The following is a 24,461-nucleotide window of genomic DNA, read 5'->3' on the forward strand; positions in this document are numbered from 1 at the left end:
TCATAAGCAGTTTACGACAACTGCACTATGGCGCATTGCGACGCCGGTTGATGCAGGAGCCATCCACCCCATCCGCACAGCTGCCATCCGGGACGATGAAACCGCCCCCTGCAAATTTCAGCGAAGGCATTAGCCTGTTCAGACCCATATTGCGTTCGGGGGCAAACGTGGATTTTCAATACGAACTGTAAGGGGTTTGATATTCCGTGCGGGCTTTGGCGGGCGCGTCCGGCGAGGGTAAGGGAATCCGCTATTGTATGCGGCACGGTCGCTCGGCTAGCCTGTTGCGAACTGCACCGGGACAAAAGGACGCCGTCATGAATGCTCTGAAATCCGCGATACTGGCCACCTGCACCTGCCTTGCCCTGCCTGTCGCGGCACTGGCCGAGGGCGACCCCAAACCGGGCCTGCTGGATCTCATCACGCCGGACGCCATCGCCGGATCGCTGGCCAGCGTCGCCATTTCGGCGCTGCGCACCCAGATGGAAGTGGAATACGACCATATGGAGACCGACGTGATGCGCGGGACGGTGGCGCTGTCGGGGGTGACGCTGCGCCCGCAACTGCCCTATGACCGGGCCCGCCAATGCGAGGTCAAGCTGGCGCGGATCCGCTTTGACATCGGCAAGCAGCGCCCGCTTCTGGCAGCCTCGAACATTTCGGTGACAGCGATCGGCGCGCGCGCCAACATCGCCTGTCTCGACCGCGATATCGGCTTGGCGCTGCGCACCGCAGGCTATCCGCAGATCGAGCTGGACCGGCTGGTTTACGAGATGGATTACTTCCACGGCTCTGGCGAGATTCGCGCCAATGCTTCGGCCACGATCAATGATCTGGCGACGATCGACCTGGCGATGTCCGGCGCGATCCTGCCCCGGCTCGACCGCTATGGCTATACCGGCGATCCGGCGATCCGGCTGCGCCGCGCGGTGCTGGGATTGCAGGATCATGGAGGTTGGGAGCGCCTGTCGCAGCTCATGCCCGAGAACCTGCGCCAGCCGGATGTGATCCGTGGCCTGGGTACCGAAGAGCTGACCAACATGCTCAGCCAGAACGGCACCCGCGCGCTGACATCGACCGAGCGGCGGTTCATCGAGGATCTGATGGACCACGTTGCGCGGTTTGTCCGCACCCCCGGCGAAATCACCATCGAGGCCGAACTGCCCGCCGACGGGATCGTGATCGAACCCGAAGTGTACCAATCGCCCGAGGAACTGTTGCAGGCGCTGGCCCCCGATGCGCGTTCTGCGCCGCTGGCCCAGTCGCAACTGCTGAGCGAAGATCTGCTGAAACGCAAACAGGCCGAGCTTTCGCGGGCCGACCGGCTGGAACTGGCGCAGGCGCTGCTGGAGGGCAGGGGCCTGCCGCGCGCCGAGGCGCTGGTGCCCGACTTGCTGGCGCCGATGGTCGACGCAACCAGCGCTGACGGCGCGCAGGCCGCGTTGATGACGGCGCAGGCGCTGATGCCATATGACGCCGGCAAGGCCTATCAGTATGCGCTGATCGCCAGCGAGGCGCGGCTGCCCGAGGCGGTGCCGCTGCTCGATGCGCTGGAGGCGCGGCTGACGACCGGTGCGGTGATCGACGCGCAGGACACCTACCTGGACGCCAGCGGTGCCGAGATCGGCGCAGCGGCCCTGCCAGCGGATGGCGACGTGCGCGCGGTCCGGCGGCTGGCACTGGCGCATTTCACCGGGCTGGATGCGGCGCGCTCTTACCGGCTGGCCTATTACTATGCGCTGATCGCCGAGGCGGCGGGTGATATCGGCGCGCGGCCCCTGCGCGAGGACATCGAGGCGCGCTTTGCCAATCGCGGCGACACCGTAAACGCGCTCTGGATTCAGACCCGGACCAGCGTGCAGGAAAAGGCGCTGTCGGACTGGGTCGAGTTGGGGCTGGCGGCGCGCTTCCGCCGCGACGACTGACTGGCGGCGCTGGCGGTCGCCGTTAGCGCCACCACAATTGCAACGCAGACGTCGCTCGCCTAGAAGCGGGGCAATTCGACATATCCATTACAGAGCGGAGCCGCACAGATGCCCAACCAGACCCAAGCCGAGAAGATGCGCAGCGCAGGCGGATTTATCGCCGCACTTGACCAGAGCGGTGGTTCCACGCCCAAGGCGCTGAAGCTCTACGGTGTCGACGAGAGCGCCTATGGGTCCGAGGCTGAGATGTTCGACCTGATTCACGCCATGCGCGCGCGCATCGCGCAGGCCCCGGCCTTTACCGGCGACAAGGTGATCGGCGCGATCCTCTTCGAGATGACGATGGACCGGCAGATGGGTGGCAAGCCGACCGCGCAGTTCCTGTGGGAAGAGCGCGGCGTCGTGCCGTTTCTCAAAGTGGACAAGGGGCTGGAGGACGAAGCAGACGGCGTGCGCCTGATGAAACCGATGCCGGATCTGGATGCGTTGCTGGAACGCGCCCGCGCCGCGGGTATCTTCGGCACCAAGATGCGCTCGGTCATCGACGCCGCGTCCGCCAGCGGCATCGCCGCCAACGTGGCGCAGCAGTTCGAGGTGGGTCGGCAGATCCTGGGCCACGGCCTGATCCCGATCATCGAGCCGGAAGTGACGATCACGATTGCCGACAAGGCCGCGGCCGAGGATATTCTGCTGGCCGAACTGACCAAGGCACTGGATGCGCTGCCCGAAGGCACGCAGGTGATGCTGAAGCTGACCCTGCCCGAGACGGCGAACCACTACAAATCTCTCGTTGATCACCGGGCGGTGATGCGGGTGGTGGCGCTGTCTGGCGGGTATTCGCGCGAAGAAGCCAATGACCGGCTGGCGCGCAACACGGGCGTGATCGCCAGCTTTAGCCGGGCCCTGACCGAAGGGCTCTCGGCGGATCAGAGCGACGCGGATTTCAACGCGACGATTTCGGCCACGATCGACAGCATCTACCAGGCGTCAATCGCGGGGTAGGTGCGGGCCGCGCCCCTCACGGCCCCAATCGCGCCAGAATAGCACCCGTATCCACCCCGGTGATCGCGCCGGCGGTACGGCCGCGCGCCTCCAGCCGGGTGGCGACATAACCATCGCTCACGGCGGGCGGCGCGTGGCGGATCAGCACCGAGGCAGTCAGCAGGGTCGCAAGGCTCTCGACATACCAGCGCAGATCGCCCTCGTCCGGCAGACACGGGAAGCGCCGTATATGCGCGTCGAGTGCGGCGTCATAGCGCCGTGACTGGCCGGTGGCGGCGCCCAGTTCCGCGCTCAGGATTTCGGCGGCGGCGGGCATGCGGCGCAACGTGCGCAGGAGATCCAGACAGATCACGTTGCCCGACCCTTCCCAGATAGCATTCAACGGTGCCTCGCGGTAGAGCATCGGCAGCGGGGTGTCCTCGATATAACCCATGCCGCCCAACGCCTCCATCGCCTCGAAGACCAGCGGCGGGCACAGCTTGTTGCCAAGGTATTTGGCCAGCGCCACGCCCAGCCGCGCCAGCGTGCGGTCGGCCTCTGATCGCCCGTCAAAGGCGCGGGCGACATGCAGGCCCAGCGCCAATGTCCCCTCCCAGTCCAGCGCCAGATCGGCCAGCACGCGGGCCATCAGCGGCTGGTCGATCAGCTTCGCGCCAAATGCGCTGCGGTGCCGCGCCCAGTGATGTGCCTCGGTCAGGGCGGCGCGCATCAGCCCCGCCGGGGCCATCGCGGTATCAAGGCGCGTGTGATGCACCATCTCGATGATTGTGCGCACGCCTGCCCCCTCGTCCCCAAGCCGGTGGGCGCAGGCATCGGCATATTCGATCTCTGCCGAGGCGTTGGAGCGGTTGCCCAGCTTGTCCTTGAGCCGCTGGATGTGCACCGCGTTGCGCGCGCCCTCCAGCCAGCGGGGCACGACAAAGCAGGTCAGCCCGCCCGGTGCCTGCGCCAGCGTCAGGAACCCGTCGGACATCGGTGCGGAGCAGAACCATTTATGCCCGCGCAGCCGGTAGAGATCACCGTCGCGTTCCGCGCGGGTCGTCGTGCCGGTCAGGTCCGAGCCGCCCTGTTTCTCGGTCATAGCCATGCCCATCGTCGCTGCCGCCTTGCGTGGCAGGGGGACGGGCGCGGGATCGTGCAGGCGCGCGGTCAGCTTGGGGCTCCACTCGGCAAACAGCGTCTTGTCGGCGCGCAGCGCGGGCACGGCGGCGTAGGTCATGGTCATCGGGCAGCAGACGCCCGGCTCTACCTGGCTGGTCAGGTAGACCATTGCGGCATGGGTGCTGTGCCCGCCTTCCGCACCCTCCCACGGCAGCGCGGCATAGCCGGCCCCGAGCCCCAGCTGCATCAACTCGTGATAGGCCGGATGATAGCGCATCTCGTCCAGCCGACGACCGCCTGCATCAAACAGCACCGCCTCGGGTGGGTTGCGATTGGCGGCGCGGCCCGCCGCGCGTGTCTCAGCCCGGCCCAGCCTGCTGCCGTAGCGGGCCAGATGCGCGGCGTCGGCGGTGTGGGCATGATCCTGCAATGCCGGGTCATCTGCCCAGAGGTCGAGATCGCCGCGCGGTTCGGGTTGATTCGTGACCACATGGGTGTCGGTCTCTGTCCGGGGCGGGGAATGGGGCATCGGCGGGTCTCCTTTGGCGCACCCATTAAGCGGATCACATGCCCTGATTGCAACGGCTGCGACCATTGCACACCGCGTGGCGGGAAAACGATTCCCAAACCGGGCGGGATATGCGACTGTCCCCGAACAGCGCCCGTCAGAGGCGCGGATATTGAAGAGCACCGAGGCAGACCGACATGATCACCCGCAAGAAACCTGCGCTGGGCGTATTGGCCTATTTCGCCGTGGCGTTCAGCCTTTGTGTCTATTTCACATTCGCCGCCGTTCAGGGCGATTACGGCCTGTTCAGCCGGGCCGAGATCGAAGCGCAGCGCGCCGAGTTGCAACTGCAACTGGACGCGATCGAGGCGCAGGTGGCACGCATGGACAACCTCACCCGGCGGTTGTCGGATACCTACCTGGATCTTGACCTGCTGGACGAGCAGGCGCGCAGCGTGCTGGGCCTGCTGCGCAGCGACGAGCTCGTGATCCGCTAGCAGCCCGAATCAAGCGCGACGTGCCGCCTTGACGGTGGTTTCCCACTCGGGGTGAATCCACGGCTGCTGGTTTGAGGCGGGCAGCAAGCCGCGCCCCAGAATGTGATCGCTGGCCTTTTCGCCGGTCATGATGCTGGGGGCGTTGAGATTGCCATTGGGGATGCGCGGAAAGATCGAGCTGTCGGCGACGCGCAAGCGGTCCACGCCGATCACCCGGCATTCGGGATCGACCACCGCAGTCGGGTCATCTGCCGCGCCGATCTTGCAGGTGCCGCAGGGGTGATAGGCGCTCTCGGCATGTTCACGGATGAAATCATCCAGCTCGGCGTCGCTCTGCACGGCATCTCCGGGCTGGATTTCCCGCCCCCGGTAGGGCGCAAAGGCATCCTGCCCGAAAATCTCTCGGGTCAGGCGGATGCAATGGCGAAACTCGGCCCAGTCGTCGGGGTGAGACATGTAGTCAAACGCGATTTTTGGCGCGTCGGCGGGATTGGCAGAGCCGAGTCTGACCGAACCGCGCGATTTACTGCGCATCGGGCCGACATGCGCCTGATAGCCATGGCCCTCTGCCGCCGCCTTGCCATCATAGCGCACGGCGATGGGAAGAAAGTGGTATTGGATGTCTGGATATTTCACGCCCGGCGCAGAGCGTAGGAACGCCACGCTTTCAAACTGGTTCGACGCGCCGAGGCCGCTTTTCGTGAACAGCCACTGCGCCCCGATCATAGCCTTGGAAATCAGGTTCCAATATTTGTACAGCGTGATCGGCTGAATGCTTTGCTGCTGGATATAAAGCTCCAGGTGGTCTTGCAGGTTCTGTCCGACACCGGGCCGATCTGCGATCACCTCGATCCCGTGTTCGGCCAGATGCGCGGCGGGGCCGATGCCGGACAGCATCAAGATCTTGGGTGAATTGAACGCCGATGCCGCGACGATCACCTCGGCGTTGGCGTGCACCACTTCGATCTTGCCGCCGCGCTCGATCTCGACGCCGGTTGCGCGACCGTCCTCGATGATCACCCGGCGCACGAAACAGCGCAGCAAGTCGCAATTGGGCCGTTTCAGTGCCGGATGCAGATAGGCGTTGGCCGCGGACCAGCGGCGCCCTTTCCAGATGGTCTGATCGAAGGGGCCAAAGCCCTCTTGCTTCTCACCGTTGTAATCGGCGGTGGTCTCATAGCCGGCCTGCCGCCCTGCCTCGACAAAGGCTTTGATCAGCGGATTGGCCAAGGGGCCACGTTGCACATGCAGCGGGCCATCCGTTCCGCGCCAAGCCGGGTCGCCGCCATGGCCGCTATCGTGCCAGTTTTCCATCCGCTTGTAATAGGGCAACACGTTCTTGTAGCCCCAGCCGGTCGCGCCTGTTTCCTCCCAATGGTCGAAATCGCAGGCGTGGCCGCGAACGTAGCACATCCCGTTGATCGAGGATGATCCGCCAACGACCTTGCCGCGCGGGGCGGCCAGACGCCTGCCATTCAGGTGCGGTTCGGGCTCCGTGGTATAGCCCCAGTCATACATCGACATGTTCATCGGATAGCTCAGCGCGCCGGGCATCTGGATGAACGGGCCTGCATCGCTGCCGCCATATTCCAGTACCAGAACCGAATGTTTGCCGTCCTCTGACAGGCGGTAGGCCATCGCCGACCCGGCAGAGCCGGACCCGATGATCACGTAATCGGCTTGCATAACTTGCGACTCCCGGCGCTGTGGATTGCAGGAATACTTACCGTTGGTCAGTTTTTATGTCAAAAGGTAATTATTGTTACTCCGCTGCCCGTTGTCTAAGTTGTGGCAACAAGAATTCCGCAGACACGAGGCACGCAGATGGCACGGCAAAGCATTGGCGAGATCAGGCGCGCAGAGCTGTCGCAGGCGGCGTTCGATGCGCTGGTCCAGTTCGGCATGCGCGGTACCACGCTGGAGCGGGTGGCAAAGATCGCAGGCGTGTCCAAGGGCGTCGTTCTGCACCATTTCAAGGACAAGGATGCGCTCTTTGAGGCGGTGCAGCGCAAGGCCAACACCGTGCTGCGCGAATGCGTGGTCGAATTGCTGCACCATGCCGATACCCCCGTGGAACGGCTCTATGCGATCATCGTCGGCAATTTCGCCGAGCCGGTCTTTCAGCAGGAAATCTGCCATGCGTGGATCAGCCTGTGTTCGGATGTGCCGCACCACCGCCAGAGCCAGCGCATCCAGACCGCGGTACATGCGCGCATGCGGTCGAACCTGCTGAGCGCGCTGCGCCCGCTGATGCCGCTGGACCGCGCGCGACAGACCGCGTTCCAGTTACGCACGGTGATGGATGGGATCTGGCTGCGCGCCAGCTTTCAGGCGCAGCCGATGCCGGGGCGGCAGGGGGTGGATCAGGTGGATTACGCCGCGCGGCATCTGATGCCGGACGTGGTGCCGGACCTGGCCGAATTCGACGCGGCGCGGCAGAAGATGGAGACGCTGGCCGGGATCATGCTGAGTACGCGGGCCTTCCGCGAACGTGCCCTGACCGGGTAGTGCCACGCGCGCCCGGTGACGCGATAGACAGCTTCGCGCCGCGGGTGATATAGCGGGGCGCAACGGTACGAGGGGGCATGGTTATGGCAGACTGGATTGTCGAGGCGATCGAGAAAATCGAGGCCGATGTTCGGCGTTCGTCGGATACGCATCTGTTGAAGCTGCCGCTGCCGCAGCTCAAAGGCGTCGATATCTACCTCAAGGACGAAAGCACCCACCCCACCGGCAGTCTCAAGCACCGGCTGGCGCGCTCGCTGTTCCTCTATGCGCTGTGCAACGGCAAGATCGTGCGAGACACGCCGGTGATCGAGGCATCGTCGGGCAGCACGGCGGTGTCAGAGGCGTATTTCGCCCAGATGCTGGGCCTGCCCTTCATCGCGGTGATGCCGCGCAAGACGGCACAGAGCAAGATCGACAAGATCACGCTCTATGGCGGGCAGTGTCATTTCGTCGACAGCAGCCCGCAGATGCATGACGCGGCGGTGAAACTGGCGGCAGAGATGGGCGGCTATTTCATGGATCAGTTCATGTATGCCGAACGCGCCACCGACTGGCGCGGCAACAACAACATCGCCGAAAGCATCTTCGAGCAGATGAGCCGGGAGCCGCACCCGGTGCCGCATACGCTGGTGATGAGCGCGGGCACCGGCGGCACCTCGGCCACGCTGGGGCGCTATCTGCGGTATCGCGGTCACCGCACGCAGCTGGTGGTGGTGGACCCGGAAAACTCGGTTTTCTACGACAGCTACCAGACCCGCGATGACACGCTCACCGCCGATTGTTCCAGCCGGATCGAGGGGATCGGGCGGCCACGGGTCGAGAAATCCTTTCAGCCCGATGTGATCGACGCGATGATGCAGGTGCCCGACGCCGCCAGCGTCGCCACGATCCTGTGGCTTGAGCGGCTGATCGGCCGCAAGGCGGGCGCGTCCACCGGCACCAATCTGTGGGGCGCGCTGAAGGTGGCGCGCGACATGGTGGACCGGGGCGAGACGGGCTCGATCGTCACGCTGCTCTGCGATGGCGGCGAGCGGTATCTAGACACCTATTACAATCCGGCATGGGTGCAGGAATGTATCGGCGATATCACGCCTTATTCCGAGGCGCTGGAGGACTGGTTCTAATCGGTGGTCGCCGTGACCAGCCGGTAGGCCGCGATCCGGTAGCAGAAATAGAGCCACGCCGCCGCGCCAACGAACTTGAATCCTTCTTCCAGCGCTTGCGACAGCCCGTAGCTGATCGGCAGGATCTCCTGCACCGCATCTACCACCACGGACATGGCCAGCAGGCCACCGGCCGTGAGAAAGGCGAAGGCGTCGATCTGTTTGATCTTGGCGTAGTATTTGCGCAGCAGGTAGCCCACGAACAGCGCATAAATCGGGATCAGGATACCTTCGGTGATGAACCGGTCGTGGATCAGGAAAAAATCATCCACCGCCAGGAAGGCCGAGAACCAGCCGCACAGGACCAGCAGCATCTTGTGCGCCTCTCCGTCATGCCCCGCACCGGCCGCCACGCGAAAGAAGCAGACCGTCGTCGCCGCCACCCAGAGCCACGCGCCGATGCTGGAGACAAAGCCGAGGAAGCTCGATTCCTTGGTGATCTGCGCCGTATCGCGGAGCGTTTCGACCAGAGTGAAGCCGCCCAGCGCCATCGCGCCCAGCGAGATGAGGTAGAAGACCAGCGCCGGGATGCAGCAATAAATGGCGATGCGGCGGAAATTTGCGGCGGTGAATTCGGCCTTGAGGCCACCGAATCTCGACATGGGACTGCCCTTTGCTGTTCTTCGGCGGGCGTGGATCGCCGCCGTTCCGGACCAGTGCCGCGAAACGCGCGGCAAATCAAGCCTGCGATGGCGGTGCGCGCGGCGGTGTGGCTTGCGGCATTCAGCACGGTTTCAAAATCGGCGGAATGTGACTACTTGCTTGGGGTGCGGGCAAAGTCGCCCCCGGCATTCCGAATGACCAGGTGGAGAGCCATGACCACAATGAGAGATGACCGATGCTGACGGTAGTGCCCTATACACGCGATCTGGTACTTGTCGGTGGCGGACATGCGCATGCGCTGGTGCTGAAGGCTTGGGCGATGGACCCGCTGCCCGGTGCGCGCCTGACGGTGATCAATCCGGGGCCGACGGCGCCCTATACCGGTATGTTGCCGGGGTATGTGGCGGGGCATTACGGGCGTGATGATCTGGAGATTGACCTGGTGCGCTTGTGTCGCCACGCAGGCGCGCGGCTGATCCTCGACAGGGCGGTCGGAATTGACCGGGCGCGTCGCGAGGTGGTGTTGGCCGGGCGCGGGCCGGTGGCCTATGACGTGGCCTCCATCGATATCGGCATCACGGCGCGGATGGACCTGCCGGGATTTGCGGAACACGCCATCGCGGCCAAGCCACTGGATGCCTATGCCGCGCGCTGGGCCGATTTTCTGGAGCAGGCCGCACGCGGTCAGGTGGCCCCTGAGGTGGCAGTGATCGGCGGCGGCGTTGCCGGCTGCGAACTGGCGATGGCGATGGCATTTGCATTGCAGGCCGCGGGCGTCGCGCCGCGGGTGACGGTGATCGAGGCGGCGCCGCAGGTTTCCGGTGTCGGTGACAAGGGGCGCCGGCGTATTCTGGCGGCGATGGACGGTCTGGGGATCGTGGTCAGAACCCATGCCAAGGTGGTCGAAATCCGGCCCGATCAGGTGCTGCTGGAAGCACAGGACCCGGTTGCGGCGTCGCTGTGCGTCGGTGCGGCGGGCGCCTTCGCACATGGCTGGATCGCAACCACGGATTTGCCCCAGCAGGCGGGGTTCATCGAAATCGGCGCCGATCTGGGCGTGGTCGGCGATGATGCGCTCTTTGCGGTGGGCGATTGTGCGGTGATGCCACATGCGCCCCGGCCCAAGGCAGGCGTCTTTGCCGTGCGCGCCGCGCCGATCCTGCATCACAACCTGCGCGCGGCGCTCAGTGGCGGCAGGCGCAAGACATGGCGTCCGCAGAAAGATTTTCTCAAGCTGATCTCACTGGGCGGGAAATCCGCAATGGCCGAGAAATTCGGCCTGACGCTTTCGGGGCCGTTCATGTGGCGCTGGAAAGACCGGATCGACCGCACCTTCATGCAGCGCTTGAGTGATCTGCCAAGCATGGCCGCGCCCAAGGCAACGGGCGAACTGGCCAGCGGCGTGGCCGAAATGCTGGCGGCCCGGCCACTATGCGGTGGCTGTGGCGCCAAGGTGGGACGCGGCGTGCTGTCGGGCGCGTTGCATACGGTGGCGCCCCCCGGTGGCGATGTGGTGACCGGCGCGGGCGACGATGCGGCGGTGATCCGCCAGCCCGGTGGCGGATTTCAGGTGATCAGCACCGATCATCTGCGCAGCCTGGTCGACGACCCGGCGCTGATGACCCGGATCGCGGCGGTGCATGCCTTGGGCGATGTCTGGGCGATGGGCGCGCGCCCGCAGGTCGGGCTGGCCTCGATTGTCGTGCCGCAGATGTCTGCCGCATTGCAGGCGCGCACGCTGGCGGAGATCACGCAGGTGGCGACCGAGGTTCTGAATGCGGCTGGCGCCGAGCTGGTCGGCGGGCACACGACCATGGGGGCAGAGCTGACGATCGGCTTTACCGTGACCGGCACGCGCGAAACGATGCCTCTGACGGTGGCCACGGCACAGGCCGGGGATGTGCTGATCCTGACGCGGCCCATCGGGTCTGGCGTCATTCTGGCGGCGGATATGGCCGGGCAGGCGGACGGGCGCGCCGTGGCGGCGGCGCTTGCCATCATGGCGCAGCCGCAGGACCGCGAGGCCGCCGTGCTGGCCCCGGTTGCCCACGCGATGACGGATGTGACGGGGTTCGGGCTGGCCGGGCATGTGCAGACGTTCTGCGCGGCCTCCGCGCTGGATGCCACCCTGTGGCAGGATGCCATTCCGGTCTACGCGGGTGCGCGTGCGCTGTCGGATGCGGGCGTGTCATCAACGCTGATGCCCACGAACCGTGCCGATGCGCCGGTCGCAGGGGTGGAGGATGCGCTGCTGCATGATCCGCAGACGGCCGGCGGATTGCTGGCGGCGGTGCCCGAGGTCCGGAGTGCTGCGGTGGTCGCAGCGTTGGCTGCCAAGGGATGCACGGGCCATGTGATTGGCCGGCTGGACAGTGGCACGGGGCGTTTGCACCTGAAGGCGTCGCGCCTTAACTGAACCGCGCGCGCAGGCTTTCCGCAGTGCGCGCAAGGGTGCTGTCGTCGAAATCCGACAGCTCGATCCTGTGCACGGCGTCCCGTGTGAGGGCTGCGGATTTGGCATAGCGCGGGTCATAGTGATCGGCGATCAGCCCGGCGGCCAGTGCCTGCCAATCGCCTGTCTGCACCTGCGCCTGCCACCCGGCGATCCGGTCGCGCGGATGATAGGGGCGCAGTTTGTCCAGCAGATCGCTCAGGGCAGCCTTGTCCTCGGTCAGGTCGGCATAGGCACGACAGAGGAATCGGCTGCGTGCGCTTAACGGGGCGGTGATGTGGATGCGTGGGGCGTTCATCATCAGCGCCCAGAGCGATGGCGGGATCAGCCGTTCACCGATCTTGCTGCTTTCGGCCTCGACAAATGTGACCTTGGCAGGGTCGAGCGCGGTCAGTTGCGCGGCGAGGCGGGTTTCGAACATCTTTTGCGACGGCTGCGCCGTGCCGGTGGTGCCAAAGAGCGACCCGCGATGCGCTGACAGCCCTTCGAGGTCAAGGATCTGTGCGCCCTGCGCGGCCAGTTGGTGCAACAGCGCGGTCTTGGCCGTGCCGGTGCCGCCGTCGATCAGCACCAGGCGGTGCGGCAGCGGCGTCTTGTAGAGCATCTTCACCACCTCGCGGCGGTAGCTCTGATAGCCCCCCTTCAGCAGTTGCACCCGCCAGCCGACCTGATCGAGGATCGTGGCAAAGGCGCCCGAACGTTGCCCGCCGCGCCAGCAATAGACCAGCGGCTGCCATGCGCCACTTTTCTCGGCCAGCGGCCCTTGCAGGTGGGTGGCGGTGTTCTGCGCCACCAGCGCACCACCGATCTTGCGCGCGTCGAACGGGCTGACCTGGCTGTAGATCGTTCCGACCTCGGCGCGCTGCGCATCGCTGAGCACCGGCATGTTGAGCGCGCCGGGCAAATGGTCCTCGGCATATTCAGCCGGGGCGCGCACGTCGATGATCGTATCGACAGTCAGATCTTGCAGATCAGCCAGAGAGGTGAGGACAAACGGGGTCATGGGGGCCTTTGCTGCGTGGTGTCACGGGTCTGCCCCTCATCTACCGCGCTTTGCCATGTGACTTCACGTCAAAACTGGCCGCACACCAGAGAGTCGCAACAAGCTGAACAAGCGGCCACATGGAGCAGGCGAAGAAAATGTATCCTTTCGGGCAGCCGCTTCAAATCGCCGACATGTCGCGCGAACCCTGATTCAAGCGTGCATTCCGGCTGTTGCCGCCACCGCACCGCTTGCGTTGTGCGATGCATAAGCAACTGATAGCCTTTTGACAGATTCCGGATCGGAGGCTTCAATGACCAAGGAAATCCAATCCCACGCGATGACCCAAGCTCCGTCATTGCCCGGTCCGCACGCAGGTTACATGCCCGGTTTCGGCAATGATTTCGAGACCGAGGCACTGCCCGGCGCCTTGCCACAAGGCAGGAACAGCCCGCAGAAATGCAACTACGGCCTTTACGGTGAACAACTGAGCGGCACCGCCTTTACCGCGCCCAGCCATCAGAACGAGCGCACATGGTGCTACCGCATCCGCCCGTCGGTCAGGCATTCGCACCGCTATACCAAGATCGCGCTGCCATATTGGAAATCCGCGCCGAACATCGTGCCGGACGTGGTCAGCCTCGGGCAGTACCGCTGGGATCCGGTGCCGCATGGCGATGCGCCGCTGACCTGGCTTACCGGCATGCGTACCATGACCACGGCGGGCGATGTGCATACGCAGGTCGGCATGGCGAGCCATATCTACCTTGTCACCGAGAGCATGCAGGACGCCTATTTCTACTCCGCCGATTCCGAACTGCTGGTGGTGCCACAAGAGGGGCGTCTGCGGTTCTGCACCGAGCTGGGCATCATTGATCTGGAACCCAAGGAGATCGCGATCCTGCCGCGCGGATTGCTCTACCGGGTCGAGGTTCTGGAGGGGCCGTGCCGTGGCTTCGTCTGCGAGAACTACGGTGCCAAGTTCGACCTGCCCGACCGGGGGCCGATCGGGGCCAACTGCATGGCCAACCGGCGCGATTTCAAATCGCCCGTCGCGGCCTTCGAGGATCGTGAGGTGCCCAGCACGGTCACGGTCAAATGGTGCGGCGAATTCCATGAAACGCAGATCGGGCAAAGCCCGCTCGACGTGGTGGCGTGGCACGGCAATTACGCGCCGGTGAAATATGATCTGCGGACCTATTGCCCGGTGGGGTCGATCCTGTTCGATCATCCCGATCCGTCGATCTTCACGGTGCTCACCGCGCCCTCGGGGCAGGCGGGCACGGCCAATATCGACTTCGTGCTGTTTCGCGAACGCTGGATGGTGGCCGAGGATACCTTTCGCCCGCCGTGGTACCACAAGAACGTGATGTCCGAACTGATGGGCAACATCTACGGCCAGTATGACGCCAAGCCGAAAGGCTTCGTGCCCGGCGGCATGAGCCTGCACAACATGATGCTGCCGCACGGGCCAGACCGCACCGCGTTCGAGGGCGCATCGAACGCTGACCTGAAGCCCGAGAAGCTGGACGAAACCATGTCCTTCATGTTCGAGACGCGCTTTCCCCAGCAACTGACCGAGTTTGCGGGCAAGGAGGCCCCGTTGCAGGACGATTACATCGACTGCTGGGAGAGCCTGGAAAAGAAATTCGACGGCACGCCGGGGGCGAAATGAGCCTTTTTGCATTCAGGAAAGCGGGGACGGCGTGAAGGTTGTCACGCATGGGCGGCGGCCCGAGGGGCCATTCGTGGTCGTGCCCGCGCCGGGTGGCGGCCTGTCTGGGCACCGGATGACCGCACATGCCAGTCTGGCGGCATTTCTGGAATCGGGCGAGGGCGCGCCAGAGTGTGAAAAGGACGCGATCACGCTGGATCAGGCCGATTGCCTGGCCCCTTTGCCGCGCACGCATACCTTTCTGGATGGGTCGGCCTACGTGAATCATGTCGCGCTGGTCCGACAGGCGCGCGGGGCCGAGATGCCCGCACGGTTCTGGACCGATCCGCTGATGTATCAGGGCTGCGCGGATTTCTGCCCGGGGCGCAGCGGATATGCGGCGGACCCGGAATGGGGGCTCGACTTTGAAGGCGAGATCGCCGTGATCACCGGGGATGTGCCGATGGGCGCCAGTGCCGACGCGGCGGCGGCGTCGATCCGGTTTGTCATGGTTCTGAACGACTGGAGCTTGCGAAACCTCATTCCTGATGAACTCTCGAAAGGCTTCGGCTTTGTGCAGTCCAAACCGCCTTCTGCCTGTTCTCCGATAGCGGTCACGCCCGACGCGTTGCCGGGATGGGACGGTCGCAAACTGCACGGAACGCTATGTGTTGATCTCAACGGTGCGCCCTTCGGTCGGGTGGCCACCGGCGAGGACATGACCTTCGACTTTGGCCAGCTTGTCGCACATGCCGCCAAGACCCGCGCCCTGCCTTCCGGGGCGGTTATTGGGTCCGGCACCGTGTCCAACCGGGATGCAGATGGCGGCCCCGGAAAACCCATTGCCCAAGGCGGGCGCGGCTATGCCTGCATTGCCGAGCAGCGGATGGTCGAAACCATTCTGCACGGTGCCCCCGCGACAGGGTTTTTGCAGGCAGGGGATACCGTCCGCATCTGGTATGAGGATGAAAGAGGCGACGCGCCCTTTGGGGCGCTCGACCACGTAATTCAGGATTAGGAACAGACATGGCCAAGGCATTCGCATCTCAAGGCGACCTGAGTGAAAAGAAAATCACCTTTGACGAGGTGGGCGCGGGCCTCTGGGCTTTCACCGCCGAGGGCGACCCGAATTCCGGCGTGATCATCGGCGACGACAGCGTGATGATCGTCGAGGCACAGGCGACCCCGCGTCTGGCGGGTAAGGTGATCGAGTGCGTGCGCAGCGTCACCGACAAGCCGATCAGCCATGTGGTGCTGACCCATTACCACGCGGTGCGCGTGCTGGGCGCCTCGGCCTATGGTGCCGATCAGATCATCATGTCCGACGTGGCCCGCGCGATGGTGGCAGAGCGCGGCCAAGAGGATTGGGACAGCGAGTTTCAGCGGTTCCCGCGTCTCTTTGAAGGGCACGAGAGCATTCCGGGTCTGACATGGCCCACGACCACGTTCAGCGACGCCATGACCGTCTATCTGGGCAAGCGCCGGGTGGACCTGATGCATCTGGGCCGGGCGCATACGGCGGGCGATATCGTGATCCACGTGCCCGACGAAAACGTGATGTTCACCGGTGATATCGTCGAGGACCGCTCGGCCTGCTATTGCGGCGACGGGCATTTCCACGACTGGCAGGACACCCTGGACAATATCGCCGCCTTCGATGTGGACGCCATCGCGCCGGGGCGCGGCGGCGCGCTTGTCGGCAAGGATGCGGTGGCGCGCGCGATTGCCAGCACCCGCGATTTCGTGGCCTCCACCTATGCGCCGGCCGCGCGGGTGGCCGCACGGGGCGGCACGCTGAAAGAGGCATGGGATGGCGTGCGCGCAGCCTGCGACCCCAAGTTTGCCGATTACGCGATCTACGAGCATTGCCTGCCCTTCAACGTTGCCCGCGCCTATGACGAGGCGCGCGGCATCGACACGCCCCGCATCTGGACGGCGCAGCGCGATCTGGACATGTGGGCGGCGCTACAGGGATGAGCGCGCCCTACAGCAGCATGGCGCGCAACAACGCCTGGGCAAACGGGGTGTTCTACACCGCGTTGCGGGCGCTGGGGCCGGGTGATTTCACAGCCCTGCGCCCCGGCTTCTTTGGCTCGCTGGCGGCGACAATGAACCATATCCTGCTGGTGGATCGCTATTACATCGCAGCCCTCGAAGGTGCGCCGCTCCGTTACAGCGCGATCGACGCGCCAGAGATCACCGATGTGGCCGCCCTTGCCGCCGCACAGGCGGCAGAGGACGCGCGGCTGATCGCGCTCTGCGACAGACTGGATGCCGATGCCCTGACCGATACTTGCACGACCCTGCGCGATGGCGGGCCGGTGGCCGAGCGTGTGGATGCGGTGTTGCTGCATCTCTTCCAGCATCAGGTGCATCATCGCGGGCAGGCGCATGTGCAACTGCACAGCGCCGGAATCGCGCCGCCGCAACTGGATGATTTCCACCTCGCCTATGGCCGCGTCCCGTCGGCGCAACGCTGGCAGGACTGATGGGGCCGGGGCTGCGCGCTGATCCCGTGTCGTTTCGGCTTTACCCCTATGCCCGCGTGCCGGATCAGGACGCGCCCGCGCGGCGGCATGCCGTCGTGGTGGTCGGCGGCGGGCCCGTGGGCCTTGCCCTGGCGCTCGATCTGGGGCGGCGCGGCACGCCGGTGCTGCTGTTGGACGACAACGAAGGCGCGGGCCAGGGCAGCCGCGCCATCTGCTTTGCCAAGCGCACGCTGGAGATCGCCCACCGGCTGGGGGCGGCCACGCCGATGCTGGACAAGGGCGTGGTGTGGAATGTCGGGCGGGTCTTTCACGGCGAACATCAGGTGTTCGAGTTTGACCTGCAACCGGAAACCGGACACCGCAACCCGGCCTTCATCAACCTGCAACAACCGTATTTCGAGCGGTTCCTCGTGGATGCGATCCGCACCGCGCAGGCCGAAGGCGCACCGATCGAGCTGCGCGGCGGCAACCGTGTCACCGCCATGACCCAAGAGGCCGATCACGCGGCGCTGGAGGTCACGACGCCTGATGGCGCCTATACTCTCGAGGCCGATTGGCTGATCGCCTGCGACGGTGCGCATTCGTCGATCCGTGATTTCATGGGGCTGGAATTCGAGGGCCGCGTGTTCGAGGACAATTTCCTGATTGCGGATGTGCGCATGACTGCCGGGTTCCCGACCGAACGCTGGTTCTGGTTCGCGCCGCCCTTCGAGGGCGCCGGGAAATCGGCGCTGCTCCATAAGCAGCCCGATGATATCTGGCGGCTCGATTTCCAGATCGGCTGGGACATCGACCGTGCTGCGGAGCTGGCCCCGGAGAAGGTGCGCGCACGGGTCGATGCGATGCTGGGGCCGGGGGTGGAGTATGATCTCGACTGGACCTCGGTTTATACGTTCCAGTGTCGCCGCATGCGCAGGTTCCGGCATGGCCGGGTGCTGTTTGCCGGTGACGCGGCGCATCAGGTCTCGCCCTTTGGGGCGCGCGGTGCCAATTCGGGCATTCAGGATGCCGACAATCTGGCGTGGAAGCTTGATCTGGTGATCCGCGGGCAGGCCCCCGATACGCTGCTGGACAGCTATTGTCAGGAACGCGGGTCCGGGGCGGACGAGAACATCCTGCACTCCACCCGCGCCACCGATTTCCTGACGCCCAAGAGCGAGATCAGCCAGATCTTCCGCGACGCCGTGCTTGGGCTGGCGCGACGCCACGCCTTTGCCCGGTCCTTCGTCAATTCGGGCCGTCTGTCAGAGCCTTGCGTCTATGACGACCTGCCGCTGACCGGAGCGGATGCGCTGACAGACGGCCCGGCACGCACCCGCCCCGGCGCGGCCTGTGTCGATGCGCCGCTGGCGGATGGTTTCCTGCTGGATCGGTTGCCGGGGGAATTCGTGCTGCTGGGGCTCAATGCGCCGCTGCCCGATCTGGCCGGTATGGAGGGGATCACGCTGCACAGGCTGGCGCTGGATTGTGCCACGGATGATCCAACCGGCGCGCTGGCGGCGCGCTATCTGGGCGCTGCGGCGCAGGCGGTCTACCTGATCCGTCCCGATCAGCATGTGGTCGCGCGCTGGCCGGATGCACAGGCCGGAGCCATCACCGCCGCGCTGCGCCGTGCCATTGCCCTGAAAGGATAGACCATGCCCCTGATCCTGGATCCCAATATCGACGATGCCGACGGGTTCTATGACGAATTGCTGGCGGCGCATCACGGTCTGACCAAAGCCGAGAGCGACGCCCTGAACGCGCGCCTGATCCTGATCCTGGCGAACCATGTGGGCGACCGCGCCGTGCTGCGTCAGGCGCTGGAGGTGGCGCGCGAGAAGTAGCAGCGCATATTCACGACCGGGCAGGGATCAGGGGATCATCGCCTTGATCGCGGCGGCGTGCTCTGGCGTGGCGCCCAGCGTGTCAGCGGCCAGCGCATGGGCGGTCGTCATCAATGCTTCCGGCGCGCAAAGCGCGTTGAGCAGCCCCCAGCGCCCGGCGGTCTGTGCGTCGATCTTGCGCCCGGCCATCAGGATCAGCTTGGCCCGCCCCGGACCGACGAGGGCCGACAGGCGCGCGGGGTCCGACGGCTGCGGCAGAAATCCGAGCTTCATCACCGGGTAGAACATCATTGCGTCCGGCACCGCGATGCGCAGGTCGCAGGCCAGAACCATGCCCATCGCGCCGCCCGCGACCGTCCCGTTCAGCGCGGCGATGCTGAGGCCGGGCAGGGCGGCAATCGCGCCCGACAGGCGTTCCCATTCGGGGCTGGTCGCCAGCCCTTTGCGCGCCGCCTCCAGATCGGCGCCGGCGCTGAACACATGGCCGGCCCCGGTCAGGATCAGAACCCGAGCCTCTTGGGCGTCCTGCGCGATATCGGCCAGATCGGTCAGCATCGCCTCAGTCAGTGAATTGGCCTTGTCCGGGCGGTTGATCGTGACGGTCCAGACGCCATCGGATTTATCCAGCCCGATCATATCAGGCCGACCCGCTGCCGGATATCCGGGTCGCGCAAGGAGATTTCCTGCCCCAGATAGCCGTCGCTCGCGGCGCTGCACATCCACAGCAGCGCGCGTGCGGGCCAGTCGGGCGGGATATGGTCGGACCAATCCAGTTCGCTGACCGGGTTGATGCCGCTGGCCTTGATTGCGCGCTGCATCTGCGTTGCCACCGTGCCGGGGGACAGACCCATCACGCGCAGCCCGTGGGCGGCCCCTTCCAGATGGGCGCTCTGCGTCAGCATCGCGGCCCCTGCCTTGGACGCGCAGTAGGCGCTCCACCCCTCCAGCGCGCTGTGGGCTGCGCCGGATGAAACCGTCAGGATCGTGCCGCCGCCTGCGGCCTGCATCACCGGCATCGCCGCGCGCATGCCGTGATAGACACCCTTGAGGTTGATATCGATCGCCCGACCCCATGCCTCGGGGTCCGATGTGGCCAAGGGCGCGATCGGCTCGATCACCCCGGCATTGCCGATCAGAACATCGACACTGCCGAACGTGTCCTGCGCGGTCTGCACCGCTTTCTGCATGTCGTCGGCGCGGCTGACATCGCAGGGCAGTGCGCGGGCCTGCGGGCCGATCTCGCGCGCCAGCGCGGCGATGGCCTCGCCACTGCGCGCCAGCAGCAGCAGGTTCGCGCCCGCATCGGCAAAGACCTGCGCCGCGGCGGCGCCAATGCCCCGGCTCGCCCCGGTGATCAGCACCGTTTTGCCTGTCATGGTCTTGTCCGTCATGGCCTGCCGTCTCCTTCTGCGCGCGCGTCCGCCCCGTCGTATCCGCCGGGCCCGTCGGCGTCCAGCCAGAAGCCCACTTGACCCTGAGGGGATATGAGCCGAAGCTGTTCGGGATTATTTTTTTCAGAAGGGTTCATAATGGGCACTTATAGACATATCGGCGGCGCCATTGCTGCAACGGCAATTTTGATGACGGGCAGCACGGCGTTCGCCGATGTAACAGCACGACAGGTCTGGGACGACTGGCAGTCCTACATGGACGGTTTCGGCTATGACGTGACCGCCGAGGAAAGCGAAAGCGGCGGCGACCTGAAGGTGTCGAACGTGGCCATGACCTTTCCGGTCCCCGAAGAAGACATGTCGCTGACGATCACCTTGTCCGAAATAACGTTTTCCGACAATGGCGATGGCACGGTGGCGATTTCCGTTCCCGCACAGATGCCGGTAACGGTTGTCGGTGATGGCGACGAGGCGTTCAAGGTGGGGCTGGACTATCTCACGCAGGGCTGGAACATGGTGGTTGCGGGCGATCCCACCGACATGACCTACACCTATTCGGCGGCCACCATCGGCCTCGCGCTCACTGGTATCGAGGCCGAAGGCGAGACGATTGAACTGGGCACCGCCGAGTTCGAGATGGCCAATGTCTCGGGCTCCTCGCGGATGACCACAGGCAATATCCGCAGCAACGTGCAGAAAATCCTGGCCGGGGCCGTCTCCTATGCGGTCGACATGAAGGACCCCGACAACAGCGAGTCGCATTTCGTCGTCAAGGGCGGCACCGCCAGCCTGGCAATGGAGGCCGAAACCAACCTCCCGCTCGAACTGGACATGAACAACATGGCCGAGGCGGTCAAAGCCGGCTTTGCGGTTGATGGCAGATACGAGTTCGGCCCCGGCCAGATGAACTTCAACTTCAGCGATCGCGGCGACGTCACCCAGGGCAAGACAAGCAGCAAGGGTGGCTCGTTCATCGTCTCCATAAGCGAGGCGGGCATCAAGTACGGCGTTGGGTATGATGAGCTGTCGTTCGAGATGATGGGCGGCGAAATTCCCTTCCCCGTGGCGATGGCGATGGCCGAGTTCGGCTTTGACCTGCTGATGCCTGTCTCCAAGAGCGACGAAGAGCAGGATTTCGGTCTGGCATTCGTGCTGAGCGATTTCACCATGAGCGACATGATCTGGGGGATTTTCGATCCGTCAGGCCAATTGCCGCGCGATCCCGCCACCATCGCGTTTGATGTGTCGGGCGCGGCCAAGCTGTTTTTCGACCTGCTCGATCCCGAAGCAATGGAAGCCGCAGGCAGCGGCGAAGAGATGCCAGGCGAGCTGAACGCGCTCAAGCTGAACGATCTGACGGTCAGCGTGGTCGGCGCCGATCTGAAAGGAACGGGCGATTTCACCTTCGACAACACCGATCTGGCCACTTACCAAGGCTTCCCCAAGCCGATCGGCGAGGTCAATCTGGCGCTCGCGGGTGGCAACGGGCTGCTCGACAAACTGGTCGCGATGGGCTTTGTCCCCGAGGATCAGGCGATGGGTGCGCGGATGATGCTGGGCCTGTTCGCAGTGCCGGGCGATGGTGAGGATACGCTGAAATCCAAGATCGAATTCACCGATACCGGCGGCATTCTGGCCAATGGTCAACGGCTGAAGTAAACTGCCAACCTGCCGAACATCAGCCGCCGGCCCGATCGGGTCGGCGGCTTTTTCATGGGCGCGGGGGTGCCAGATCCACATGCAGCCAATCGGGCGCCTGCGCGCGAAAGGACTGCGATTGCGGGGCCAGCTCTGCGCGGCCTGTCTGGTCGAAGACCCCCAGCAGCAGCGCGATCACCGGCGCGTCATCCACCGCCCCCAGCGAACTGCCGCAATTGCCGCAAAACGCCCGGCTTGACCCGGCCGAGGACCGCCACAGGCGCGGCGCGCCACCAGGGCCGGTCCATGTGACCGCCTGCGCCGGAAATTCCACCCATGCCGTGATCGGCGCGCCGCTGTGGCGCTGGCACATGGTGCAGGCGCATGTATGCAGGCTGCCCGCCGGGCCGGTCGCCGCAAAGCGCACATTGCCGCACAGACACCCGCCAAGGTAGGTTTCTGCCACTTGCTTCCCCCTCTTTTGCCTTCGCTGCGCCCCAGTGCAGCAGCCTGCGGCCCCTGCGTCAAGCGCGGCGTGGCTTGCTGCCCTTGCACCTGTGCGGAGTGCGGACTACGTCTGACAACAAAGCGGAGCAGAAAATGACCCATTCCCATGCCGACCTGACCCAGATGATGCTTGATGCCGCACGCCGTGCCGGGGCCGATGCCGCCGATGCGCGCGTCGCAGAAGGCCGCTCGAACGTTGTTGAAGTGCGCGGCGGGGTGCTGGAGCACGCCGAACGCGCCGAGGCGGTCGATCTGGGCCTGCGCGTGTTGGTTGGTCAGCGACAGGCCAGCATCTCGTCTTCGGATGTGCGGCCTGAAACGATCACCATTCTGGCGGAACGCGCCGTTGCCATGGCACGCGAAGCCCCCGAGGACCCCTATATCGGCCTTGCCGAGCCTTCGCAGCTGGCAACCGGCTGGGACATGGACGTGCTGGAACTGGCCGATCCCGCGCCCGAACCGACGCCCGCCGCGCTACAGGATCTTGCCTGTCGCGCCGAGGCCGCGGCGCTGGATGTACCCGGCGTGACACAGGCGCAATCGGCCACCGCCGCTTATGAAACCCGCGGGCTCTACATGGCGCTCAGCAACGGCTTCTCGGCGGGCTATGCCCGGACAGGCAGCTATGTCGGCACCACGGCCATCGCCGGCACCGGCAGTGGGATGGAGCGCGACAGCGACGGCGATGCCCGCATCTTCGCCGCCGATATGCGCACGCCCGAGGATATCGGCCAGCGTGCCGGGGCCCGTGCGGTCGAACGTGTCGGCGCGCGCAAACCGCCCACCGGGGCCTATCCGGTGCTGTTTGACGAACGCGTCGCGGCCTCGCTGATCAGCCATCTGCTGAGCGCCGCCAGCGGTACGGCGGTGGCGCGCGGAGCCTCTTGGCTGCGCGGGCGGCTTGGCGAGCAGGTGCTGCCCGCCGCGCTGTCGCTGGTCGAGGATCCGCACCGAGTGCGGGTGCGCGGCTCTGGCGCGTTCGATGCTGAAGGCTTGCCGACACGCCGCCGGGCGATCGTCGATGAGGGCAGGCTCACCGGCTGGACGCTGGACCTCGCCACCGCGCGGCAACTGGACATGGCGCCCACCGGCAATGCCAAGCGCGGGCTGTCCGGCCCGCCCATGCCCGGTCACTGGAATATCGCGCTGACCCAGGGAGAGGCCAGCCGCGATGACCTGATCGCGCAGATGGGCACTGGCCTGCTGGTCACGTCGATGATCGGCTCCACGATCAACCCCAATACGGGCGATTACTCGCGCGGCGCGTCCGGCTTCTGGGTCGAGGCTGGGCAGATCGCCTATCCGGTGAATGAATGCACCATCGCGGGCAGCCTGCCCGAGTTTTTGCAGCGCATGACACCGGCCAATGACGCGCGCGCGCATCTTTCGACGGTGGTGCCGTCGCTTCTGGTCGAGGGGCTGACGCTTGCCGGCGCGTGATCTGGAACTGTTGCAACAGGCCGCGCGCGAAGCGGGCGAGGTTGCCAAGGGCTATGCAGGCGAGAGCGCGCGGCGCTGGGACAAGCCCGATAACGCCGGCCCCGTGACCGAGGCGGATATCGCGGTGAACGATGTGCTGGAACGGATCCTGCGCAGCGCCCGCCCGGACTATGGCTGGCTCTCGGAAGAGAGCGAGGACGAACCGGGCCGTCTCGATGCCGAGCATGTCTTTATCATCGACCCGATAGATGGCACCCGCAGTTTCATCGAAGGCTCGCGCTCCTGGGCGCATTCCATCGCCGTGGCGCATCGCGGGGTCGTCACCGCTGCCGTCATCTACCTGCCCCGCAAGGACAAGCTTTATGCCGCCACCACCGGGCAGGGGGCGACGCTGAACGGCGCACCGGTCCGGGTCAGCGCGCAGGCCGGGCTGGACGGCGCGTCGGTGCTGGGCGCCAAGCCGACCTACGCCCCCGAAAACTGGCGCATTCCGGTTCCCGCCTTTTCGCGCGTCTACCGCCCGTCGCTGGCCTACCGGCTGGCCTGCGTGGCCGAAGGACGGTTCGACGCGATGCTGACGCTGCGCCCGACTTGGGAATGGGACGTGGCGGCGGGCGACCTGATCCTGCGAGAGGCTGGGGCGCATGTGTCGGACCGGCGCGGCGGTGTCTTGCGGTTCAACAACGCGGTGCCGCAGGTGGGTGGTATCGTCGCGGCGGGGCCAGCGCTGCACAGCGCACTCATCGGCGCGCTGGCGTAACCTCGCCCGCAAAAT

The 24,461-nt window shown here is 65.4% G+C and carries 23 protein-coding genes; 16 read left to right on the top strand and 7 right to left on the bottom strand.

Annotated elements, in window-relative coordinates:
• From O3306_RS14650 to O3306_RS14660, 3 genes are all read left to right on the top strand, one after another.
• A partial coding sequence (locus O3306_RS14650) for a hypothetical protein (RefSeq protein WP_272008639.1) occupies positions 1–191 on the top strand: 191 nt, incomplete at its 5' end.
• 126 nt (positions 192–317) lie between these two features.
• A complete protein-coding gene (locus O3306_RS14655) occupies positions 318–1,925 on the top strand; it encodes a hypothetical protein (protein WP_272008641.1) in 1,608 nt (535 codons plus the stop codon).
• Between the two features lie 108 nt (positions 1,926–2,033).
• Positions 2,034–2,927, top strand: a complete 894-nt coding sequence (locus tag O3306_RS14660; RefSeq protein ID WP_272008643.1) for a fructose bisphosphate aldolase — start codon at positions 2,034–2,036, stop codon at positions 2,925–2,927.
• Between the two features lie 16 nt (positions 2,928–2,943).
• Here the strand turns inward: O3306_RS14660 and O3306_RS14665 are convergent, their stop codons facing one another.
• Entirely contained in the window at positions 2,944–4,557 is a 1,614-nt protein-coding gene (locus O3306_RS14665; protein ID WP_272008645.1) for an acyl-CoA dehydrogenase family protein, read from the bottom strand.
• Between the two features lie 176 nt (positions 4,558–4,733).
• On the opposite strand from O3306_RS14665, the gene O3306_RS14670 reads away from it, so the two are divergent.
• A complete protein-coding gene (locus O3306_RS14670; RefSeq protein ID WP_272008647.1) occupies positions 4,734–5,033 on the top strand; it encodes an FtsB family cell division protein in 300 nt (99 codons plus the stop codon).
• A gap of 9 nt (positions 5,034–5,042) precedes the next feature.
• On the opposite strand, the gene betA is transcribed toward O3306_RS14670, so the two are convergent.
• A complete protein-coding gene (gene betA, locus O3306_RS14675; protein WP_272008649.1) occupies positions 5,043–6,719 on the bottom strand; it encodes a choline dehydrogenase in 1,677 nt (558 codons plus the stop codon).
• Positions 6,720–6,857: 138 nt separating this feature from the next.
• Here betA and betI point away from each other — a divergent pair, with 138 nt between their 5' ends.
• Positions 6,858–7,541, top strand: coding sequence for a transcriptional regulator BetI (gene betI, locus O3306_RS14680; protein ID WP_272008651.1), 684 nt, complete (start codon positions 6,858–6,860; stop codon positions 7,539–7,541).
• A gap of 83 nt (positions 7,542–7,624) precedes the next feature.
• Entirely contained in the window at positions 7,625–8,665 is a 1,041-nt protein-coding gene (locus tag O3306_RS14685) for a PLP-dependent cysteine synthase family protein (protein ID WP_272008653.1), read from the top strand.
• On the opposite strand, the gene O3306_RS14690 is transcribed toward O3306_RS14685, so the two are convergent.
• Complete coding sequence (locus O3306_RS14690) at positions 8,662–9,306, bottom strand: hypothetical protein (protein WP_272008655.1); 645 nt, start codon at positions 9,304–9,306, stop codon at positions 8,662–8,664. The two genes, O3306_RS14685 and O3306_RS14690, sit on opposite strands and share 4 nt — an antisense overlap.
• 236 nt (positions 9,307–9,542) lie before the next feature.
• Between O3306_RS14690 and selD the strand changes: the two genes are divergently transcribed.
• Entirely contained in the window at positions 9,543–11,723 is a 2,181-nt protein-coding gene (gene selD / locus O3306_RS14695; protein ID WP_272008656.1) for a selenide, water dikinase SelD, read from the top strand.
• On the opposite strand, the gene mnmH is transcribed toward selD, so the two are convergent.
• The gene (gene mnmH / locus O3306_RS14700) at positions 11,716–12,762 is read right to left on the bottom strand and encodes a tRNA 2-selenouridine(34) synthase MnmH (protein WP_272008658.1); all 1,047 of its coding nucleotides are present in this window, start codon (positions 12,760–12,762) and stop codon (positions 11,716–11,718) included. The genes selD and mnmH overlap by 8 nt on opposite strands.
• 292 nt (positions 12,763–13,054) lie before the next feature.
• Between mnmH and hmgA the strand changes: the two genes are divergently transcribed.
• The 6 genes from hmgA to O3306_RS14730 are packed head-to-tail and all read left to right on the top strand — an operon-like array spanning position 13,055 to position 18,710.
• Entirely contained in the window at positions 13,055–14,416 is a 1,362-nt protein-coding gene (gene hmgA / locus O3306_RS14705) for a homogentisate 1,2-dioxygenase (protein ID WP_442970009.1), read from the top strand.
• A 31-nt stretch (positions 14,417–14,447) separates the two neighbouring features.
• Positions 14,448–15,413: a fumarylacetoacetate hydrolase family protein gene (locus O3306_RS14710; protein ID WP_272008660.1), complete on the top strand. Its 966-nt coding sequence runs from the start codon at positions 14,448–14,450 to the stop codon at positions 15,411–15,413.
• 8 nt (positions 15,414–15,421) lie between these two features.
• The gene (locus O3306_RS14715) at positions 15,422–16,372 is read left to right on the top strand and encodes an MBL fold metallo-hydrolase (protein ID WP_272008662.1); all 951 of its coding nucleotides are present in this window, start codon (positions 15,422–15,424) and stop codon (positions 16,370–16,372) included.
• Entirely contained in the window at positions 16,369–16,884 is a 516-nt protein-coding gene (locus O3306_RS14720) for a DinB family protein (RefSeq protein ID WP_272008664.1), read from the top strand. Before O3306_RS14715 ends, O3306_RS14720 begins: the two co-directional genes overlap by 4 nt.
• On the top strand, positions 16,884–18,518 hold the full coding sequence (locus tag O3306_RS14725; RefSeq protein WP_272008666.1) for an FAD-dependent oxidoreductase: 1,635 nt from the start codon (positions 16,884–16,886) through the stop codon (positions 18,516–18,518). Before O3306_RS14720 ends, O3306_RS14725 begins: the two co-directional genes overlap by 1 nt.
• 3 nt (positions 18,519–18,521) lie before the next feature.
• Complete coding sequence (locus O3306_RS14730) at positions 18,522–18,710, top strand: DUF2783 domain-containing protein (protein WP_272008668.1); 189 nt, start codon at positions 18,522–18,524, stop codon at positions 18,708–18,710.
• A gap of 27 nt (positions 18,711–18,737) precedes the next feature.
• Here the strand turns inward: O3306_RS14730 and O3306_RS14735 are convergent, their stop codons facing one another.
• Both O3306_RS14735 and O3306_RS14740 read right to left on the bottom strand, forming a co-directional pair.
• Positions 18,738–19,346 (bottom strand): enoyl-CoA hydratase/isomerase family protein, encoded by a 609-nt coding sequence (locus O3306_RS14735; RefSeq protein ID WP_272008670.1) that lies wholly within the window; start codon positions 19,344–19,346, stop codon positions 18,738–18,740.
• Positions 19,343–20,101, bottom strand: coding sequence for an SDR family oxidoreductase (locus O3306_RS14740; protein WP_272008672.1), 759 nt, complete (start codon positions 20,099–20,101; stop codon positions 19,343–19,345). Before O3306_RS14740 ends, O3306_RS14735 begins: the two co-directional genes overlap by 4 nt.
• A 138-nt stretch (positions 20,102–20,239) precedes the next feature.
• Here O3306_RS14740 and O3306_RS14745 point away from each other — a divergent pair, with 138 nt between their 5' ends.
• A complete protein-coding gene (locus O3306_RS14745) occupies positions 20,240–21,760 on the top strand; it encodes a DUF2125 domain-containing protein (RefSeq protein WP_272008674.1) in 1,521 nt (506 codons plus the stop codon).
• 52 nt (positions 21,761–21,812) lie between these two features.
• Here O3306_RS14745 and O3306_RS14750 read toward each other — a convergent pair whose 3' ends face one another.
• Positions 21,813–22,205, bottom strand: a complete 393-nt coding sequence (locus tag O3306_RS14750) for a GFA family protein (protein WP_272008676.1) — start codon at positions 22,203–22,205, stop codon at positions 21,813–21,815.
• Positions 22,206–22,339: 134 nt separating this feature from the next.
• Between O3306_RS14750 and O3306_RS14755 the strand changes: the two genes are divergently transcribed.
• Entirely contained in the window at positions 22,340–23,686 is a 1,347-nt protein-coding gene (locus O3306_RS14755) for a TldD/PmbA family protein (protein WP_272008677.1), read from the top strand.
• Positions 23,673–24,446: an inositol monophosphatase family protein gene (locus O3306_RS14760; RefSeq protein WP_272008679.1), complete on the top strand. Its 774-nt coding sequence runs from the start codon at positions 23,673–23,675 to the stop codon at positions 24,444–24,446. The genes O3306_RS14755 and O3306_RS14760 overlap by 14 nt, the downstream gene beginning before the upstream one ends.
• Positions 24,447–24,461: the final 15 nt, after the last annotated feature.

Origin of the sequence: Roseovarius sp. ZX-A-9, from assembly GCF_028369135.1 — a bacterium.
GTDB lineage: Bacteria > Pseudomonadota > Alphaproteobacteria > Rhodobacterales > Rhodobacteraceae > Roseovarius.